This is a genomic window from Streptomyces sp. NPDC047022, from assembly GCF_040644155.1.
GTDB lineage: Bacteria > Actinomycetota > Actinomycetes > Streptomycetales > Streptomycetaceae > Streptomyces.
This window is the reverse complement of sequence record NZ_JBEYVV010000001.1, coordinates 629,925-647,656: the sequence shown is the minus strand read 5'-3', so window position 1 is coordinate 647,656 and position 17,732 is coordinate 629,925. Positions and strand designations below refer to the sequence as shown.

At 70.0% G+C, this 17,732-nt stretch carries 19 protein-coding genes; 10 read left to right on the top strand and 9 right to left on the bottom strand.

What is annotated here, in order from left to right:
* Positions 1–62 precede the first annotated feature (62 nt).
* From ABZ845_RS02920 to rfbD, 5 genes are all read left to right on the top strand, one after another.
* On the top strand, positions 63–1,085 hold the full coding sequence (locus ABZ845_RS02920; protein WP_360972212.1) for an NADP-dependent oxidoreductase: 1,023 nt from the start codon (positions 63–65) through the stop codon (positions 1,083–1,085).
* 209 nt (positions 1,086–1,294) lie between these two features.
* Complete coding sequence (rfbA, locus tag ABZ845_RS02915; RefSeq protein WP_360972210.1) at positions 1,295–2,239, top strand: glucose-1-phosphate thymidylyltransferase RfbA; 945 nt, start codon at positions 1,295–1,297, stop codon at positions 2,237–2,239.
* Positions 2,240–2,300: 61 nt separating this feature from the next.
* Entirely contained in the window at positions 2,301–2,924 is a 624-nt protein-coding gene (gene rfbC / locus ABZ845_RS02910; RefSeq protein ID WP_360972208.1) for a dTDP-4-dehydrorhamnose 3,5-epimerase, read from the top strand.
* A complete protein-coding gene (gene rfbB, locus ABZ845_RS02905) occupies positions 2,909–3,883 on the top strand; it encodes a dTDP-glucose 4,6-dehydratase (protein WP_360972206.1) in 975 nt (324 codons plus the stop codon). Before rfbC ends, rfbB begins: the two co-directional genes overlap by 16 nt.
* Positions 3,880–4,791, top strand: a complete 912-nt coding sequence (rfbD, locus tag ABZ845_RS02900) for a dTDP-4-dehydrorhamnose reductase (protein ID WP_360972204.1) — start codon at positions 3,880–3,882, stop codon at positions 4,789–4,791. Before rfbB ends, rfbD begins: the two co-directional genes overlap by 4 nt.
* 22 nt (positions 4,792–4,813) lie before the next feature.
* Here the strand turns inward: rfbD and ABZ845_RS02895 are convergent, their stop codons facing one another.
* Positions 4,814–6,097 (bottom strand): glycosyltransferase, encoded by a 1,284-nt coding sequence (locus tag ABZ845_RS02895; RefSeq protein WP_360972202.1) that lies wholly within the window; start codon positions 6,095–6,097, stop codon positions 4,814–4,816.
* Between the two features lie 251 nt (positions 6,098–6,348).
* On the opposite strand from ABZ845_RS02895, the gene ABZ845_RS02890 reads away from it, so the two are divergent.
* On the top strand, positions 6,349–7,140 hold the full coding sequence (locus ABZ845_RS02890) for an EI24 domain-containing protein (protein WP_360972200.1): 792 nt from the start codon (positions 6,349–6,351) through the stop codon (positions 7,138–7,140).
* Positions 7,141–7,248: 108 nt separating this feature from the next.
* Here the strand turns inward: ABZ845_RS02890 and ABZ845_RS02885 are convergent, their stop codons facing one another.
* Positions 7,249–8,139 carry an SGNH/GDSL hydrolase family protein gene (locus ABZ845_RS02885; protein WP_360972198.1) on the bottom strand — a complete coding sequence of 297 codons (891 nt, stop codon included), beginning with the start codon at positions 8,137–8,139 and terminating at the stop codon, positions 7,249–7,251.
* 203 nt (positions 8,140–8,342) lie between these two features.
* Here ABZ845_RS02885 and ABZ845_RS02880 point away from each other — a divergent pair, with 203 nt between their 5' ends.
* Positions 8,343–8,837: a DUF3145 domain-containing protein gene (locus ABZ845_RS02880; RefSeq protein ID WP_360972196.1), complete on the top strand. Its 495-nt coding sequence runs from the start codon at positions 8,343–8,345 to the stop codon at positions 8,835–8,837.
* A gap of 89 nt (positions 8,838–8,926) precedes the next feature.
* Here ABZ845_RS02880 and fabF read toward each other — a convergent pair whose 3' ends face one another.
* The 5 genes from fabF to fasR all read right to left on the bottom strand — a co-directional run bounded on the left by fabF (position 8,927) and on the right by fasR (position 13,956).
* Positions 8,927–10,198 carry a beta-ketoacyl-ACP synthase II gene (gene fabF / locus ABZ845_RS02875; RefSeq protein WP_360972194.1) on the bottom strand — a complete coding sequence of 424 codons (1,272 nt, stop codon included), beginning with the start codon at positions 10,196–10,198 and terminating at the stop codon, positions 8,927–8,929.
* 114 nt (positions 10,199–10,312) lie between these two features.
* Positions 10,313–10,561 carry an acyl carrier protein gene (locus tag ABZ845_RS02870; protein ID WP_360972192.1) on the bottom strand — a complete coding sequence of 83 codons (249 nt, stop codon included), beginning with the start codon at positions 10,559–10,561 and terminating at the stop codon, positions 10,313–10,315.
* Positions 10,562–10,665: 104 nt separating this feature from the next.
* Positions 10,666–11,697 carry a ketoacyl-ACP synthase III gene (locus tag ABZ845_RS02865; protein ID WP_360972460.1) on the bottom strand — a complete coding sequence of 344 codons (1,032 nt, stop codon included), beginning with the start codon at positions 11,695–11,697 and terminating at the stop codon, positions 10,666–10,668.
* Positions 11,698–11,722: 25 nt separating this feature from the next.
* On the bottom strand, positions 11,723–12,661 hold the full coding sequence (locus ABZ845_RS02860) for an ACP S-malonyltransferase (RefSeq protein ID WP_360972190.1): 939 nt from the start codon (positions 12,659–12,661) through the stop codon (positions 11,723–11,725).
* A gap of 89 nt (positions 12,662–12,750) precedes the next feature.
* Positions 12,751–13,956: a fatty acid biosynthesis transcriptional regulator FasR gene (gene fasR, locus ABZ845_RS02855; protein ID WP_360972188.1), complete on the bottom strand. Its 1,206-nt coding sequence runs from the start codon at positions 13,954–13,956 to the stop codon at positions 12,751–12,753.
* Positions 13,957–14,040: 84 nt separating this feature from the next.
* Here fasR and ABZ845_RS02850 point away from each other — a divergent pair, with 84 nt between their 5' ends.
* Positions 14,041–14,691, top strand: coding sequence for a pirin family protein (locus ABZ845_RS02850; RefSeq protein ID WP_360972458.1), 651 nt, complete (start codon positions 14,041–14,043; stop codon positions 14,689–14,691).
* A gap of 69 nt (positions 14,692–14,760) precedes the next feature.
* On the opposite strand, the gene ABZ845_RS02845 is transcribed toward ABZ845_RS02850, so the two are convergent.
* Positions 14,761–15,582, bottom strand: a complete 822-nt coding sequence (locus ABZ845_RS02845; RefSeq protein ID WP_360972186.1) for a serine hydrolase domain-containing protein — start codon at positions 15,580–15,582, stop codon at positions 14,761–14,763.
* A gap of 19 nt (positions 15,583–15,601) precedes the next feature.
* A complete protein-coding gene (locus tag ABZ845_RS02840) occupies positions 15,602–16,072 on the bottom strand; it encodes a GNAT family N-acetyltransferase (protein ID WP_360972184.1) in 471 nt (156 codons plus the stop codon).
* Positions 16,073–16,175: 103 nt separating this feature from the next.
* Between ABZ845_RS02840 and ABZ845_RS02835 the strand changes: the two genes are divergently transcribed.
* Together ABZ845_RS02835 and ABZ845_RS02830 are read left to right on the top strand one after the other, a co-directional pair.
* On the top strand, positions 16,176–16,652 hold the full coding sequence (locus tag ABZ845_RS02835; protein ID WP_360972182.1) for a MerR family transcriptional regulator: 477 nt from the start codon (positions 16,176–16,178) through the stop codon (positions 16,650–16,652).
* Entirely contained in the window at positions 16,649–17,665 is a 1,017-nt protein-coding gene (locus ABZ845_RS02830) for an aldo/keto reductase (protein WP_360972180.1), read from the top strand. The genes ABZ845_RS02835 and ABZ845_RS02830 overlap by 4 nt, the downstream gene beginning before the upstream one ends.
* The last annotated feature ends 67 nt before the right edge of the window (positions 17,666–17,732 follow it).

Here is a 17,732-nt window from a genome sequence, read left to right as displayed (position 1 = left end):
ATTCAGGCGCATGGTTGTTTCAGGTACTGAAGTTTCCTGCCGCCACACGTGAGGAAAGGTCCATGTCCGACACCCCCACCCTCCCCGCCGTCAGCCGTGAATGGCACCTTCTCAGCCGCCCGGTCGGCTGGCCCAAGCCCGAGGACTTCAGCCTCGTCGAGGCGGAGGTACCGCAGCCGGGTGAGGGCCAGGTGCTGGTGCGGAACGAGTATGTCTCGGTCGATCCGTACATGCGCGGCCGTATGAGCGACGCCAAGTCCTACGTCCCTCCGTTCGAGCTGAACCAGCCGATGCAGGGCGGCGCGGTCGGCGAGGTCCTCGTCTCCAACGCCGAGGGCATCGAGCCCGGGGACCATGTCCTGCACCCCCTCGGCTGGCGCGAGTACGTGGCGCTGGACGCCAAGCACGTCGTCAAGGTGGACCCCGAGCTCGCGCCGCTGTCCACGTACCTGGGCGTGCTCGGTATGACGGGGCTCACGGCCTACGCCGGTCTGCTGCGCGTCGCCTCCTTCAAGGAGGGCGACTCCGTCTTCGTGTCGGGCGCCGCCGGAGCGGTCGGCAGCCAGGTCGGCCAGATCGCCAAACTCAAGGGCGCCTCGCGGGTCATCGGCTCCGCGGGCTCCGACGAGAAGGTCAAGCTGCTGGTCGAGGAGTACGGTTTCGACGCGGCCTTCAACTACAAGAACGGCCCCGTGAGCCGGCAGCTGCGCGAAGCCGCGCCTGACGGCATCGACGTGTACTTCGAGAACGTCGGCGGCGAGCACCTGGAGGCCGCCCTCGGCTCCCTCAACAACAACGGTCGTATCGCCGTCTGCGGCATGATCTCCGTCTACAACAACACCGAGCCCGCGCCCGGCCCGAAGAACCTGACCCGGCTCATCCAGACCCGTGGCCGTATGGAGGGCTTCATCGTCACCGACCACTACGACCTCCAGCCGCAGTTCGTCCAGGAGGTCGGGCCGTGGGTCCGCTCCGGCGAGCTGAAGTACCGCGAGACCGTGGTCGAGGGCATCGAGAACAACCTCGAGGCCTTCTTCGGCGTTCTGCGCGGCGACAATATCGGGAAGATGATCGTCAAGCTCTGACGGCGACCGCGACCGCGCAGGGCCGAAGGCCGCACCCCTCCTCGACGTGGTGTGCGGCCTTCCGGCTGTCCGGTCGGGTGCCCTGAAGGTCTTCGCGCAGAATGTAGGCAAACCGAAGAGGCAGTGGCCTTCATAAAGCCTCGATCGACCGCGAGTTGTGCTGCGTGTCAGCTCATAAGGGCCATGATCGATTCCTCTATGGTGGCGCCATGCGTGGAATTCTGCTGGCCGGCGGCACTGGTTCGCGGCTCTGGCCGCTGACGCGCGCCGTGTCCAAACAGCTTCTGCCCGTGTTCGACAAGCCGATGGTCTATTACCCGCTTTCCACGCTGGTGTTGGCGGGGGTGAGCGAAATCCTCGTCATCACGACCCCTGGGGATCAGGCGCAATTCCGCTCACTCCTCGGCGACGGCCGCCAGTTGGGTCTGCGCGTCGACTACGTCACGCAGAATCGCCCGGAAGGCATCGCTCAGGCATTCCTGCTCGGCTCCAGGTTCATCGGGGACGAATCCGTCGCGCTGATCCTCGGCGACAACATCTTCCACGGCTCAGGTCTCAGCGCCCGGTTGGCGCAGGAGGATCCGATGCGCGGCGGCCATGTCTTCGCGTACCAGGTCGCGAACCCCTCCGCCTACGGCGTGGTCGAGTTCGACGACCAGGGCAGGGCTCTGTCCATCGAGGAGAAGCCGGCCCGGCCCAGGTCCCGGTACGCCGTGCCCGGAATGTACTTCTACGACAATCGTGTCGTGGAGATCGCCCGCGGGCTGCGGCCCAGCGCACGCGGCGAGCTGGAGATCACCGACCTCAACCGCGCCTATCTGGAAACCGGTGAGCTCCGCGTGACCCGGCTCGACCGGGGCACCGCCTGGCTGGACACGGGCACCTTCGCGTCCATGGTCCAGGCGTCGGAGTTCGTCCGGGTGATCGAGGAACGCCAGGGCCTCAAGATCGGCTGTGTGGAGGAGGCGGTCTGGCGGCTCGGCCTGATCGACGACGACCGGCTGCGCGCCCTGGCTCAGCCGCTCCTCAGGAGCGGATACGGGCAGTACCTGCTGGGCCTGCTGGGCGACGGCAACGAGGGCAACGACGGCCGACGCACCGTCGTACCGCAGCGCGGCGGCGGACCGCGGACTCAGCCCGTAGCGGCCCTGTGAGGGAAGCGCTGTGCGGAAGGCCTTGTGAGAGAAGTCTTGTGAGGGAAGGAAGACGCGACACGTGAGACCGCTTGGCATCGACGGGGTCTGGGTGGACACCCCCCGGGTGTTCACGGACAGCAGGGGCCGCTTCCACGAGTGGTTCAAGGCCGGCCGGTTCCGCGAGATGACCGGTCACGCACTGCGGCTGGAGCAGGCGAACTGCTCCCGGTCCGTGCGCGGCGCCCTGAGAGGCGTCCACTACGCCACGGTCCCGCCGGGCCAGGCCAAATACGTGACGTGCGTCAGCGGAGCGGTGCTGGATGTGGTGGTGGACATCCGCACCGGCTCCCCGACCTTCGGAACCTGGGAGTCCGTACGCCTCGATGACCGGGAGCACCGGGCCGTCTACCTCTCGGAGGGGCTCGGCCACGCCTTCATGGCATTGGAGGGCGGCTCCACCGTGGTCTACCTCTGTTCCGAAGGATACGCGCCGCAAAGGGAGTTCGGGATTCACCCGCTGGACCCGATGCTGGCGATCGAATGGCCCGAGGACCTCACTCCGGAACTCTCCGAGAAGGACGCCGCGGCACCCACGCTGGCGGAAGCCGAGCTGCTGGGCCTGCTGCCCTCCTACGAGGACTGCACCGGCCATCGGCGGGGTCTGCCGGTCGGAATTCAGGGAGAATCATGCGTGTCCTTGTGACCGGCGGGGCCGGCTTCATCGGTTCGGAATTCGTCCGCAGATGGCTGAATGCCGATCCGGCGGCACATGTCACGGTCCTCGACAAACTCACTTATTCCGGGGTGGAGGAGAATCTCGCGCCCGTCGCGCACCACCCCGGATACCGCTTCGTCCGCGGCGACATCTGCGATCCCGACATGGTCGACCAGGTGATGGCGGGCCAGGACGCCGTGGTGCACTTCGCGGCCGAGTCGCATGTGGACCGGTCGATCGGGGGAGCCGGGCCGTTCGTCCGGACGAACGTCGTCGGCACCCAGGTGCTGCTGGACGCGGCACTGCGCCACCGCGTGGGCCGGTTCCTCCAGGTCTCGACGGACGAGGTGTACGGCTCGATCAGCGAGGGCTCGTGGACCGAGGAGTGGCCGCTCGCGCCCAACTCCCCGTACTCCGCGACGAAAAGCGCCGCCGACCTCCTCGTACGCGCCTACCACCGCACTCACCGCATGGACGTCGTGATCACCCGGTGCACCAACAACTACGGGCCCTACCAGTTCCCCGAGAAGGTCATCCCGCTGTTCATCACCCACCTGATCGAAGGGAAGAGCGTCCCCCTCTACGGCGACGGCCGCAACATCCGCGACTGGTTGCACGTCTCGGACCACTGCCATGGCATCGAACTCGTCCTGCGCGGCGGGCGGCCCGGGGAGACCTACCACATCGGTGGCGGGACCGAGGTCAGCAATCACAAGCTCACCGGGCTGCTCCTGGACGCCGTAGGCGCCGGATGGGACCAGGTGACGCATGTGGCCGACCGCAAGGGCCACGACCTGCGCTACTCGCTGGACGACAGCAAGATCCGTGAACAGCTCGGCTACGCGCCGAAGATCCCGTTCGCGGAGGGGCTCGCGGCCACGGTCGCCTGGTACCGGGACAACCGCGGCTGGTGGGAACCGCTCAAGGCCAGGGCGGAGCTCGGATGACCACGTGGCTGGTGACCGGCGCGGGCGGGATGCTCGGCCGGGACGTACTGGCGGAGCTGGCCGCCGATCCGGACGCCGAGGTGACCGGGCGGACACGCGCCGGACTCGACATCACCGACCCTCGGGCCGTGCGCGCCACCGTCGCCGGGCACCGCGTGGTCGTCAACTGCGCCGCCTGGACGGACGTGGACGGCGCCGAGTCGGACGAGGAGGCGGCGACCGCCGTCAACGGCACGGGCGTACGGCATCTCGCGCGCGCCTGCGCCGAGACGGGGGCCGTCCTGCTGCACGTCTCCACCGACTACGTGTTCCCCGGCGACGCCGGGCGCCCCTACGCCGAGGACGCGCCGACCGGGCCGCTCAACGCCTACGGCCGCGGCAAACTGTTCGGGGAGCGGGCGGTGGCCGAACTGCTGCCGCACACCGGCTGCACCGTGCGCACGGCCTGGCTCTACGGCACGCACGGGCGCAACTTCGTCGCCACCGTGCTCGACCTCGCCCGTCGGCGCGAGACATTGGACGTGGTCGCGGACCAGCACGGCCAGCCGACCTGGTCGAGGGCGCTCGCCCGGCAACTGGCCGCGCTCGGCCGCGCGGCGCTGGCCGGGCAGGCCCCGCCGGGCGTTTACCACGGCACGGCGGCCGGCCACACGACCTGGTACGGGCTGGCCCGGGAGACGTACCGGCTCAGCGGGCTCGACCCCGAGCGGATCCGGCCCGTCGGCTCGGAGGCGTTCCCGAGGCCCGCCGCCCGGCCGGCGTACGGGGTGCTGGGACACGGGCGCTGGCGGCGCACCGGCGTCCCCTGCCAGGCGGCCTGGCAGGTCCAGCTCGCGGCGGCCCTGGAGACGTCCCGCTTCGCGGAACTTGCCGCAGCCGCCCGCACCCCGGCCCTCGTCTCAGGGTGAGGGCCGGGCCACGGCGCGGACCTCAGACCAGCAGCGGTCCGCCGCAGCGCGTCGCGCCCTCCTTCATGGCGATGAGGTTCGCCACCACGTAGGAGATGTTGTTCGTGGAGTGCCACTCCGTCGGGAAGTACGTCACCGGACGGGAGCTCTGGAAGCGCGCCTCGATCTCGGGGACGAACGTCCGGTACTGGTCGTCGGTGTAGTACCAGAACGAGTTCTCGTTGTAGAACGCGACGTGAGTGGGGTCCTGGTAGGCGCCGCGCCCGTCCGAGCTGGGCGTCATGGTCAGCAGCATGCCGCCGGGGGCCAGCAGCCGGTACAGCTCGTTGATCAGCGGCACCTTCGCGGTCACATGCTCCAGGAAGTCCACCGCCCGGATCAGGCCGACCGAGCCGTCCGGCAGGTCCAGCCTGTCGGGCAGCGTCGCCACGATGTCCACGCTGTCTCCCGGGTACTGGTCCACGCCCAGGTAGCCCGGCGGCTTCCGGTGGGCCGCGCCGAGGTCCAGCGCCTTCAGCCCGTGGCGCCGGGTCCAGGCCCGGGCGTTCGCCTCGATGTACTTGTCGTAGAGGGCGACCGTCTCGCGCTGGATGTGTGCGTTGATCTCCGCGTCACGCTGCGTGTTTTCCGAGTGCATGCGCTGGAGGTAGAGGCAGCGCTCGATGTGGTGGAAGTCGCCCGCCTGGAAGAGGCGGCACATCATGTCCTGGTCGTCCAGAACGGCGCGCGTGGCGTCGTAGCCGCCGACCTTCGTGTAAGCGTCTCTGCGGAACGCGCGCACGTGGTTGGGGGCGTACCAGATGTAGGAGACGTTGTGCGGCGTCGGCGCCATCGACTTGGCGGCCAGCAGCCGTCGGCCGTCGACGAGCACCTCCTCGTACTGCCAGCCGTGCGTCTCGTTGAACCGGGAGTCGTCCCGCCCGCCGTCCTCCGTGATCTGGGCGGTGTTGCTGTAGACGAAGACGACGTCCGGGTGCTCGTCGAACGCCTTCCCGACCTCGGCCAGGCAGTCGCGTGTCAGCAGGTCGTCGTGGTCCAGTTCCACGAGGATCTCGCTGCGGGCGAGTTCCCAGGCCCTGCGCTTCGCCGCGCCCACGCCCCGCACCTCGTCGGCGATCTCCACGCGGACCCGCTCGTCAGGATGCTCGGGCCGCCATCTGGCGCCGTTGTTGAGCAGGACGATCCACTCCCAGTCCGGGCAGGACTGCGCCTGGAGCGTCGCCAGGCACTCGTCCAGGAATCGCGGCCGGTGGCTCGGAGTGAAGACGGAGAACCTGGGTGTCGCGGGCGTCGCGGTCGACGTCATCTGGGACTACCTGGCTGGGGTCTCGGTGTTCTTGTCGTGTGCGGGCAGCTTGAGCGCCTGACCGGGGTCAGGACCGCGCCGACGGCTGGTGCCGACGCCTGTCCACGAACTTCTCACTCATCACCGTTCGGATCGGGTGGGGATACGGCGGCCAAGGTAACGATGAGCCCGATATGTCGTCATCTGTGGGGAGGAGTTGGCCCGCAGACCACCCGAACGTGCGCATGGACCGCCTGGGTAGGGTGCTTCCCATGCGTGATCTCGGGGCGGGATTCGGCCACCTTCTGGGCGGCCAGCGGTGGGTGGCTCGGCACGGCAAGCAGTACGGGACGGGCCTCCTTCCGGGGCTCATCACTCTCGTCCTGTACGCGGCGGCGCTGGTCGCCCTGGCCGTGTGGGGCGAGGACGCCGTGGCCTGGGCCACCCCCTTCGCGGACGGCTGGCCGAGCCCTTGGCCGGGCCTTTTCCGCGGCTTCCTCACCGTGGTCCTCTTCGCCCTCGCCCTCCTCCTGGCCGTCCTCACCTTCACCGCCGTCACGCTGCTCGTCGGCCAGCCCTTCTACGAGAGCCTCTCGGAGCAGGTCGACCGCGACGTCTCGCCGGACGGCACGGCCCCGCGCTCGGACCTGCCCCTGCACCGCGAACTGTGGATCTCGGTCCGGGACAGCGTCCGCATCCTCGTGCGCGCCGCGGTGTGGGGGGTCCTGCTCTTCGCGGCCGGGTTCATTCCGGTGGTGGGCCAGTCCGTGGTGCCGGTCATCGGGTTCTTCGTCACCGGTTTCTTCCTCACGGAGGAGCTGACCGCGATCGCGCTCCAGCGCCGGGGTGTCGAACTCCCGGAACGTCTCGCCCTGTTGCGCTCACGCAAATTGCTGGTGTGGGGATTCGGCACCCCTCTCGGACTCGCGTTCCTGATCCCGTTCGTGGCCGTGTTCCTGATGCCGGGAGCGGTGGCGGGGGCGACGCTGCTGGCGCGGGAGTTGCAGGGAGAGCAGACGAACGAGACCACAGAACCCATAGAGAACGAACCCAACAGAGCCTGACCCCCGATCAGGGGCGCGGGGAACTGCGCAAATCCCCCATCGCACCCGCACCCGCCAACGCACCTGATCAGGGGCGCGGGGAACTGCGCAACCCCCCCACCGCAGCCGCTAGGCAACCGGCTCCTTCGCCGTAACCGCGCGATACGCGATCTCCGCAAGCCGAGCCTGACCGTTCCTGCTCGGATGGAACCAGTCCCAGTGACTCAACTGGTCCGTACCGAAGCGGAAGTCGAAGACCGCGTTGCCGTCGAAGCGGCACCGCCGGTCCTTGGCGCAGACCTCCTTCAGGACCCGGTTGTACGCCTCCACACGAGCCTGCACATCGTCGCGCCGCTGCGTGGCCGCGCTGTCCACGGCATCCGCGTCGCTCAGCATCGAGGGGCAGATGCCCAGCTTCCACACCTCCTTGCCGAGCGCGCTGCTGCGCCCCTGCGACCACAGCCGCTTGAGGTTCGGCACGCTGGAGACGTACACCTGCGTCTTCGGCGATGCCTTGCGCAGGTCGGCCATCGCCTCCTGGAACTGGGTTCGGAAGTCGTCGACCGGGGTCATCGCGGACAGGGAGGAGCGGCAGGCGTCGTTGGCGCCCGCCATCACCGTTACCAGTTCCGGCCCGCGTCGCGCGGCCTGCGCCATCTGCCCCGGCAGATCGGACATCCGGGCCCCGGTCACCGCGTAGTTCCAGCTGTGCGCCGCGGCCCCGGCCGGTCCGAGCAGCCGTACCGCGAGGCTGTCGACCGTCGTGTCACTGCCCGTCGCCCATGACACCTCGGGGCAGTCGGACAGCACCGTGCAGGCGTCGAAGCCGCGCGTGATGGAGTCGCCGACCGCGGCGACCGAACGGGGCGAGCTGTTCCACAGCGGCTTGGGGGACGGGCGCGCGGTGGTGTGCGGGGCGGCCTTGTCGCCACCGGAGGCGTCGCACCCCGCGAGCCCCACGACGGCCGCCGCCGCGAGCGCGGCGATGACCGTCCGTGACCGGTGGCGTGGCTTCCGCATCCGTGATCCCCTTCGTTCGACGGCATTTCGAACAAGGCGGGCCCGTCCCGCGTCCCCTTGGGTGAAACCTCGGAGTGGAGTGCCGTCCGGACCGACGGTACGTCACACTCCTTGCGCCGCCGCACGGTAGCCTCGCCCCGTGGCCGCCCTGCCACGCCCGTTCCGTAAAGTTACAAGAAGCGGCGCTCTGTCCGGAGGTTCAGGTGACGACACGTGGAGTCCTGTACGTACACTCCGCGCCACGCGCACTGTGCCCGCACGTCGAGTGGGCCGTGGCGGGCGTGCTGGGCACGCGCGTCAACCTCGACTGGATCCGGCAGCCCGCCGCCCCCGGCACCTGGAGATCCGAGTTCTCCTGGCAGGGCGAGCCCGCCACCGCCTCCAAGCTGGCCTCGGCGCTGCGCGGCTGGCAGCTGCTGCGCTTCGAGGTCACCGCGGAACCCTGCCCGAGCGCCGAGGGCGAGCGCTACAGCTGCACCCCCGACCTCGGCATCTTCCACGCGGTCACCGGCATCCACGGCGACATCCTGATCCCGGAGGACCGGCTGCGCGCCGCCCTGGTCCGCTCCCAGCAGGGCGAGACGGACCTGGAGGGCGAACTCGCCCGGCTCCTGGGCAAGCCGTGGGACGACGAGCTGGAGCCGTTCCGGTACGCGGGCGAGGGCGCGCCGGTGAGGTGGCTGCACCAGGTCGTCTGAAGGCCCCCGGACAACAACAGGTGAAGGGCCCCACCGGGTGGTGGGGCCCTTCACCAGTTCGTGTGAGTCTTCGGGTCTTCGGGTCCGGGTCAGACCGAGCGGAACGCCAGCACGACGTTGTGGCCGCCGAAGCCGAAGGAGTCGTTCAGCGCGGCGATCCGGCCCTCGACCGGCAGCTTGCGGGCCTCACCGCGGACGACGTCGGCGCAGGCCTCGGCCTCCGGGTCGAGGTTCTCCACGTTGATCGTCGGCGGGGCGACACGGTGGTACAGCGCGAGGACGGTCGCGACCGACTCCACGCCGCCCGCGCCACCGAGCAGGTGACCGGTCATCGACTTGGTCGCGGAGACCGCCATGTGGTCCGCGTCATCGCCGAACACCTTGCGCAGTGCCTTCAGTTCGGCCACGTCACCGGCCGGCGTCGAGGTGGCGTGCGCGTTCACGTGCACGATCTCCGCCGGGTTCAGGCCGGTGTTGTGCAGCAGGTTCTGCAGGGCGTGCGAGATGCCGCGGCCCTCGGGCTCCGGCTGCACGATGTCGTGCGCGTCGGCGGAGATGCCCTGGCCGACCGCCTCCGCGTAGACGCGGGCGCCGCGCCGTGCGGCGTGCTCGGCCGACTCCAGGACCAGGACGCCCGCGCCCTCGCCGAGGACGAAGCCGTCGCGGTCGACGTCGTAGGGACGCGAGGCGCCCTGCGGGTCGTCGTTGTTCTTGGACATCGCCATCATGTTGCCGAACGCGGCGATCGGCAGCGGGTGGATCGCCGCCTCCGTACCACCGGCGACGACGACGTCGGCGCGGCCCGTACGGATCATCTCGATGGCGTAGCCGATGGCCTCGGCGCCCGACGCGCAGGCGGAGACCGGGGTGTGCACACCGGCGCGGGCGCCCACGGTCAGACCCACGTTGGCGGAGGGGCCGTTCGGCATCAGCATCGGTACGGTGTGCGGGGAGACGCGGCGTACGCCCTTCTCCCGCAGGATGTCGTACTGGTCGAGCAGGGTGGTCACACCGCCGATGCCGGAGGCGATCACGGCGCCGAGACGGTCGGGGTCGACGTTCGGGTCCTCGCCCGCCCGGTCGGTGAAACCGGCGTCCGCCCAGGCTTCCTTGGCCGCGATCAGCGCGAACTGCGCGGAGCGGTCCAGCTTGCGCGCCTGGGGCCGCGGAATGACCTCGGTCGGCTCCACGGCGATCTGCGCGGCGATACGGACTGCCTGCTCAGCGGCCCACTCCTGCTCCAGGGGGCCGACACCGGACTTGCCGGCGACCAGACCCTCCCAGGTAGAGGCTGCGTCGCCACCCAGCGGTGTGGTTGCGCCGATACCGGTGACGACCACGGTGCGATTGGTCGAGCTCACGGGAATTCTTTCTCCAACGGATGCGAGGATTAAGCGGCGCCACCGCCGGGTGGCGGGGCAACGGCCTGATCACCGGGCTGACTGCTCTGGCTGTCCGCCCAGGTGATCGGTCGATCAGGCCTGGTGCTTGAGGATGTACTCGGCGGCGTCGCCGACGGTCTTGAGGTTCTTGACGTCGTCGTCCGGGATCTTCACGTCGAAGCGCTCCTCGGCGGCGACGACCACCTCGACCATGGACAGCGAGTCGACGTCCAGGTCGTCGGTGAAGGACTTGTCCAGCTGGACGTCCTCGGTGGGGATGCCGGCGATCTCGTTGACGATCTCGGCGAGACCGGCGACGATCTCTTCCTGAGTGAAGGCCATGTCAGGCGCTCCTTCGTAGCTATCCAGAGGGTGTGCGCCCGCCGCGTGAGCGGCAGGGTGTCTGCGGTTTCCGCACCGGATCACAGCATCCCGGTGCGGAGTGCCTAGGGGAGGGTAACGACCGTCGCGGCGTACGCGAGACCCGCCCCGAAGCCGATGACGAGCGCGGTGTCGCCGCTCTTCGCCTCGCCGGTCGCCAGGAGCCGCTCCATCGCGAGCGGGATCGAGGCGGCCGAGGTGTTGCCGGTGGTACGGATGTCACGCGCGACCGTGACGTGCTCCGGCAGCTTGAGTGTCTTCACCATCGAGTCGATGATCCGCACATTGGCCTGGTGCGGGATGAAGACGTCCAGGTCGTCCGCGCTGATCCCGGCCGCGTCCAGCGCCTGCTGGGCGACCTTCGCCATCTCGAACACGGCCCAGCGGAACACCGCCTGGCCCTCCTGGGTGATCGCGGGGAACTTGAGGTTGCCCTCGTCGTCCACCGGGAGCGCGGAGAGATCACCGACCCGGTACGCGTTCCAGGGCAGCGTCTGCTTGATCGTCTCCGACTTGTCGCCCTCCGAGCCCCACACGGTCGGGCCGATGTGCGGCTCGTGCGCCGGGCCGACCACGACCGCACCGGCGCCGTCGCCGAACAGGAAGGCGGTGGCCCGGTCCTCGAGGTCCGTCAGGTCCGACAGCCGCTCCACGCCGATGACGAGGACGTACTCGGCGGAGCCCTCCACGACCATGCCCTTGGCGAGCGTGAGGCCGTAGCCGAAGCCCGCGCAGCCGGCCGAGATGTCGAAGGCGGCGGCCTTGTCCGTGCCGAGTTTGTCGGCGATCTCGGTGGCGACGGCTGGGGTCTGGGCGAAGTGCGAGACGGTGGAGACGACCACCGCGCCGATCCGCTCGGCGCCGATGCCCGCGTCGGCGAGCGCCTTGCCCGCCGCCTCGACGGACATGGCGGCGACGGTCTCCTCGTCGTTCGCCCAGTGCCGCGTCTCGATGCCCGAGCGGGAGCGGATCCACTCGTCGGAGGAGTCGATCTTCTCCAGGATCACGTCGTTGGGCACCACCCGGACCGGGCGGTAGCCGCCCACGCCGATGATGCGCGCGTACGGCGCGCCCTTGTGCGCCTTGATCTTCGACATGCTCACGATGCTCACGGGCTCCTTATCAGGCGCCGTGCTCGGCGATGAGCGCGCGAGCGGCGTCGAGGTCGTCAGGGGTCTTCAGGGCAAGGGTCTTGACTCCGGGCAGCGCGCGCTTGGCGAGGCCGGTGAGGGTGCCGCCGGGGCACACCTCGAGCAGCGCGGTCACCCCGAGCTTCTCGAAAGTCTCCATGCACAGGTCCCAGCGGACCGGGTTGGCGACCTGGCCGACCAGGCGCTGGAGCACCTCGGCGCCGGTCTCGACGGCCTTCCCGTCCTTGTTCGAGACGTAGGTGAGACGGGGGTCGGCGGGCGTCAGCGCCTCGGCGGCCTGCGCGAGGGCGTCGACCGCGGGGGCCATGTGGCGCGTGTGGAAGGCACCGGCGACCTTGAGCGCGACGACCTTGCGCACACCCTCCGGCTTGTCCTCCGCCAGGGCGGCGAGCTGCTCCAGGGTGCCGGCCGCGACGATCTGCCCGGCACCGTTCACATTCGCCGGGGTCAGGCCCAGCTTCTCCAGATGCGGGATCGTCGTCTCGGGGTCGCCGCCGAGCAGCGCCGACATGCCCGTGGGCGTGATGGCGGCGGCGTCGGCCATCGCAAGTCCCCGGCGGCGGACCAGCGTCAGCGCGGAGGTGTCGTCGAGGACGCCCGCGAAGGCGGCGGCGGTGATCTCACCGACGCTGTGACCGGCGACGGCGCCCGGGGCACCCGCCGCGTCAGCGGCAAGCGGTCCCGTACCGAGTGCCGAGGCGGACAGCAGACCTGCGGCGACCAGCAGCGGCTGGGCCACGGCGGTGTCCCGGATGGCGTCGGCGTCCGCGTGCGTGCCGTAGTGAGCCAGGTCGAGCCCGATGGCGTCCGACCAGGAGGCGATGCGGTCGGCGGCACCGGGCAGGTCCAGCCAGGGAGTCAGGAAGCCAGGCGTCTGAGCGCCCTGGCCGGGAGCGACGAGTACGAGCACTCTCACACTCTCTCTTGAGGGCGGCCTGGGCCGCCCGTGGGGACAGGGACGAAGAACGGCAAGGGGTTTTGTGGACCCTCGACAAAAGCCTATGCCTGAGGATCCCCCTCGGTCAGCCGACCCAGAATGAGCGCAATCCGCAAGGTGAACGCGGAGCGTACATCAGAGGGTGACCAGCCGGTGACGTCAGTCACACGTCGGAGCCGGTAGCGCACGGTGTTCGGGTGAACGAACAACATTCGCGCCGCCCCTTCGAGACTGGACGCCTGTTCCAGATACACGCTGAGGGTTTCCAGGAGGGCGGATCCCGCTTCCTCCAGTGGTCTGTAGATCTCCTCCACCAGCTGTTCGCGCGCACTCGGGTCGGAGGCGATCGCGCGCTCCGGAAGCAGATCGTCCGCCAGCACCGGCCGCGGTGCGTCCTGCCAGGCGGAACACGCCTTGAGCCCCGCGGCGGCGGCCTGCGCGGAGCGGGTCGCGGCGAGGAGATCGGGCACGACGGGCCCGGCGACGACGGGACCCGCGGCGAACGGACCGATCAGCGACTTGGCGACGGCGATCGGGTTGTCGCTGCCCCCGGCGATCACCACGAGCCGGTCCCCGAGCACCCCGGTGAGGACCTGGAGCTTGGCGTGCCGGGCGGCCCGCCGGATGGCCTCGACCGTCAGCTCGCTGTCACCGTCGGGCGCCGTACCCAGCACCACGCATACATGTTCGGGAGAGTTCCAGCCCAGCGCGGCGGCCCGGCTGACGGCGCCCTCGTCGGCCTCCCCGCTCAGCACGGCGTTGACGACGAGCGACTCGAGGCGCGCGTCCCAGGCGCCTCGTGCCTCGGCGGCCTGTGCGTAGACCTGCGCGGTGGCGAAGGCGATCTCACGGGCGTACACGAGGAGCGCCTCGCGCAGCACGGACTCGTCACCGGGGGCCGCCACCTCGTCGATGGCGGACTCCATGACCTCGATGGTGGTCCGCACCATCTCCACGGTCTGCCGCAGCGTGATGGCCCGTGTCAGCTCGCGGGGCGCGGTGCCGAAGACGTCGGTGGAGATGGCCTGGGGCGAGTCCGGGTGGCGGAACCACTCGGTGAACGCGGCGATGCCGGCCTGGGCCACCAGACCGATCCATGAGCGGTTCTCCGGTGGCATCGCCCGGTACCACGTCAGCGTCTCGTCCATGCGCGCGATGGCCTGCGCGGCGAGACTTCCGGAGGATTTCTCCAGCCGCTTCAGGGTCGCGGCGTGTGGATGGACGGAATGCGCTGCGTGTTCGGCGTGGCTGACTTCGGGTTCGGGCACGGGGACAAGACTGCCTTATCGGGCCGGGACCGTGCGGACGGGGTCCCGGAGGGAGGGGTTCAGCGGGCTACCGTGGGGGCTGTGATGGACGTACGGCGCGCGGGAGAGCGCTACCGCGGAGGGGACCCGGAGGCTGGGATCGAATCCCTGCACGCTTTCAGCTTCGGCCCGCATTACGACCCTGACAACCTCCGCTTCGGCGCGGTCATCGCGTGCAACGAAGAGCGGCTCGCCCCCGGCGCCGGCTTCGATGAGCACCCGCACAGCCACACGGAGATCGTCACCTGGGTGGTGCGGGGCGAACTGACCCACCGCGACTCGGCGGGCCATACATCGGTGATCGGTCCCGGAGACGTCCAGCACCTGAGCGCGGCGGCCGGCGTCCGCCATGTGGAACGCAACGAGGCCGACGTCCCCCTGGTCTTCGTCCAGATGTGGCTGTCCCCCCGGAAACCGGGCGGCGCCCCGGACTACGCGGTGGTCAGAGGCATCGCCGACGCCACCCCGTACGCACTCCCGCACGCGGGCGCGATGCTCCACGTACGCCGCCTGGCCCGGGGCGAACGCACGGCGGTCCCGGACGCTCCGCGGGTCTACCTCCACGTGGTACGGGGAGACGTACGGCTCGCGGACAGGGACCTGGGCCCGGGCGACGCGGTCCGGATCACGAACGGAAGGGACCTGGAGGCGGTGGCCTTCACCCCGGCGGAGCTACTGCTCTGGGAAATGGCATGAACCACACCCCGAGCTCCCTGTACGCCTGAGGCCGCAGGAGATGCGCGCGTAGCGCGCTCTCCAGGGGCGCTACCCCAACTCCGCCAGCACCGCGTCAGCGAACGGCGTCCAGGCCTCCACCGCCCACGGCCCGAACGCCCGGTCCGTCAGGGCGACGCATGCCACCCCCGCGTCCGGATCGATCCACAGGAAGGTGCCGGACTGCCCGAAGTGCCCGAAGGTCCGAAGGGAGGACGAACTCCCCGTCCAGTGCGGTGACTTGGAGCCGCGGATCTCGAATCCCAGCCCCCAGTCGTTGGGGTTCTGGTGCCCGTACCCGGGCAGTACACCCTTCGTGCCGGGGTACTGCACCGTCATCGCCTCCGCCACGGTCCGCGCGTCCAGCAGCCGCGGGGCCTGCACCTCCGCCGCGAACCGCACCAGGTCCTCGACCGTCGACACGCCGTCCCTGGCCGGAGAGCCGTCGATGCCGGTCGAGGCCATGCCCAGCGGCTCGAACACCGCCTGCCGGGCGTACTCGTAGAACCGGATGTCCGTGGCCTTGGCGACATGGTCGCCCAGCACCTCGAACCCGGCGTTCGAGTACAGCCGCCGCTGCCCGGGAGCGAAGGTGGCCCGGTGCTCGTCGAAGGCCAGGCCGGAGGTGTGCGCGAGGAGATGACGGACCGTCGAGCCGGGCGGCCCGGCGGGCTCGTCCAGCTCGACCGCCCCCTCCTCGTACGCGACGAGGACGGCGTACGCGGCGAGCGGCTTGGTCACCGAGGCCAGCGGGAAGCGGTGGCCGACCGGACCGTGCGTGCCGAGCACGGTGCCGTCCGCACGGACGACCGCCGCGGCGGCGGTGGGGACGGGCCAGTCGTCGATCAGTGCCAGGCTGCGCAGGGAGGACATGCCTACGAATCTATGCGCTTCACAGCGCCAGCCGCATCGAGGGGTCCGGTTTGCGGACGAAGCCGAGGGACGCGTACAGGGGCTCGGCCTGCGCGGACGCGTTCAGATCGACCTGCCCGACCCCTTGCTCGCGGAACCAGTCCAGCAGGGTCTCCATACAGGCGCGGGCGTAGCCACGCCGCCGTGCGCCGGGGTCGGTGGCCACGCTGAAGACGTGCCCCACCCGGCCGTGCGGGTTGTCCGCCCGGCCGATCCGGTACTCGACCGTCCCCACCACCAGCGCCGCGAGCGCCCCCGGGCGCTCCGGGTGGTCGATCACGAACGCCGCGAAGCCCCCGTCCGGATCGGAGAGCCGTCGGCGCACGGTCGGCAGGGACTCCGCATGCCACTGGGTGGAGGAACCGTCGGCGAAGACGGAGTCCAGCATCACCTGGCGCAATCGCAGCAGCTCTTCGGCGTCCTCGGTCCTGGCTCGGCGTACAAGATCCATGAGATGCACGCTAGTGCCACGTCCGGCACGTGCGGCCGGGTCCTCTCGATTTCGCTGTATTCCGCTTGCTTGGAGTGCACTCGAAGGTCCTAGCGTGGGGACCATGACGGTGATGGAGACCTTGGCCGAGGCGGCCGCCGGCAGAAGCGACATCTGCTCCGTACCGCCCGAGCCGCACCCCCGCCCCGACGGGCAGGACAGCTACACCATCAGCGAGGTCGTCGCCTTCACCGGCCTGACGGCACACACCCTGCGCTGGTACGAGCGGATCGGGCTGATGCCCCACGTCGACCGCTCGCACACCGGCCAGCGCCGCTACCGCAACGCCGACCTGGACTGGCTGGACCTCGTCGGCAAGCTCCGGCACACAGGCATGCCCGTCGCGGACATGGTCCGCTACGCCGAACTGGTGCGCGCCGGCCATGACACGTACGCCCAGCGCTACGAGCTCCTGGAGGCGACCCGCCGGGACGTGCTCGCCCGGATCGCGGAGCTCCAGGACACGCTCACCGTGCTCAACCGCAAGATCGATTTCTACGCGGACGCCGGGCGCGCCCCGGTGTCGGAGAGGTCCCGATGACCGACAGCAGTACAGCGAAGGTGCGGCTCGGCCGGAACGGCCCCGAGGTCGGGGTGCAGGGCCTTGGCTGCATGGGCATGAGCTGGGCGTACGGCCCCTCGGACGCTGGGGAGTCACGCGCCACCCTGGAGCGGGCGCTGGAGCTGGGCGTGACGCTCTTCGACACGGCGGACATGTACGGGGTGGGGGAGAACGAGAAGTTCCTGTCCCCCTTCTTCAAGGCGCACCGGGACGAGCTGGTCGTCGCCACGAAGTTCGGGATCTCGACGGTGCCCGACGAACCGACGAAGCGGATCATCCGCAACGACGCGCCGTACATCCGGCAGTGCGTCGAGGCGAGCCTGAAGCGGCTGGACGTGGAGGTGATCGACCTCTACTACATGCACCGCCGCGATGTGAACGTGCCGATCGAGGAGACCGTCGGCACCATGGCGGAGCTGGTACGCGAGGGCAAGGTCAAGCACCTCGGCCTGAGCGAGGTCACGGCCGGTGAGCTGAGGGCGGCCCAGGCGGTCCACCCGATCGCGGCGGTGCAGTCCGAGTGGTCGCTGTTCAGCCGAGACCTCGAGGCCCACGTGGTGGGGGCTGCCGCGGAGCTCGGCGTCGCCCTGGTGCCGTATTCGCCGCTCGGCCGCGGTTTCCTCACCGGCTCCTTCTCCAACGCCGTCACCGAGCTCACGGACGAGGACTTCCGCCGTACGCTGCCGCGCTTCACGGGCGAGAACGCGGCTGCCAACGTGGCGCTCCTGGAGCCGATCCGGGCCGTGGCCAAGGCGCACGACGCCTCACCGGCGCAGATAGCGCTGGCCTGGGTGCAGCAGCAGTCCACGGTGCACGGCCTCCCGGTCGTCCCGATCCCGGGCACGACCAAGCGCACCCGCGTCGAGGAGAACGTGGCGGCGACGCACATCACCCTGACCGCCGAGGAACTCTCTCTCCTGGACCCCATCGCGGCCAAGGTCGCGGGCGCACGCTACCCCGACATGACCTTCACGGCGACGGACAGGGAGTAGTCGCGGGTACGAGGGGCGCGCGAAGCTCGCCTCTCAGGGGCGCGGGGAACCGCGCAAAGCGCCCCCG

Bases quoted from the DNA above. Each gene is read 5' to 3' on its own strand.
- ABZ845_RS02920 (WP_360972212.1), top strand. From the start codon at position 63: ATGTCCGACACCCCCACCCTCCCCGCCGTCAGCCGTGAATGGCACCTT.
- rfbA (WP_360972210.1), top strand. From the start codon at position 1,295: ATGCGTGGAATTCTGCTGGCCGGCGGCACTGGTTCGCGGCTCTGGCCG.
- rfbB (WP_360972206.1), top strand. From the start codon at position 2,909: ATGCGTGTCCTTGTGACCGGCGGGGCCGGCTTCATCGGTTCGGAATTC.
- rfbD (WP_360972204.1), top strand. From the start codon at position 3,880: ATGACCACGTGGCTGGTGACCGGCGCGGGCGGGATGCTCGGCCGGGAC.
- ABZ845_RS02895 (WP_360972202.1), bottom strand. From the start codon at position 6,097: ATGACGTCGACCGCGACGCCCGCGACACCCAGGTTCTCCGTCTTCACT.
- ABZ845_RS02890 (WP_360972200.1), top strand. From the start codon at position 6,349: ATGCGTGATCTCGGGGCGGGATTCGGCCACCTTCTGGGCGGCCAGCGG.
- ABZ845_RS02885 (WP_360972198.1), bottom strand. From the start codon at position 8,139: ATGCGGAAGCCACGCCACCGGTCACGGACGGTCATCGCCGCGCTCGCG.
- ABZ845_RS02870 (WP_360972192.1), bottom strand. From the start codon at position 10,561: ATGGCCTTCACTCAGGAAGAGATCGTCGCCGGTCTCGCCGAGATCGTC.
- ABZ845_RS02865 (WP_360972460.1), bottom strand. From the start codon at position 11,697: ATGTCGAAGATCAAGGCGCACAAGGGCGCGCCGTACGCGCGCATCATC.
- ABZ845_RS02850 (WP_360972458.1), top strand. From the start codon at position 14,041: ATGGACGTACGGCGCGCGGGAGAGCGCTACCGCGGAGGGGACCCGGAG.
- ABZ845_RS02845 (WP_360972186.1), bottom strand. From the start codon at position 15,582: ATGTCCTCCCTGCGCAGCCTGGCACTGATCGACGACTGGCCCGTCCCC.
- ABZ845_RS02840 (WP_360972184.1), bottom strand. From the start codon at position 16,072: ATGGATCTTGTACGCCGAGCCAGGACCGAGGACGCCGAAGAGCTGCTG.
- ABZ845_RS02835 (WP_360972182.1), top strand. From the start codon at position 16,176: ATGACGGTGATGGAGACCTTGGCCGAGGCGGCCGCCGGCAGAAGCGAC.
- ABZ845_RS02830 (WP_360972180.1), top strand. From the start codon at position 16,649: ATGACCGACAGCAGTACAGCGAAGGTGCGGCTCGGCCGGAACGGCCCC.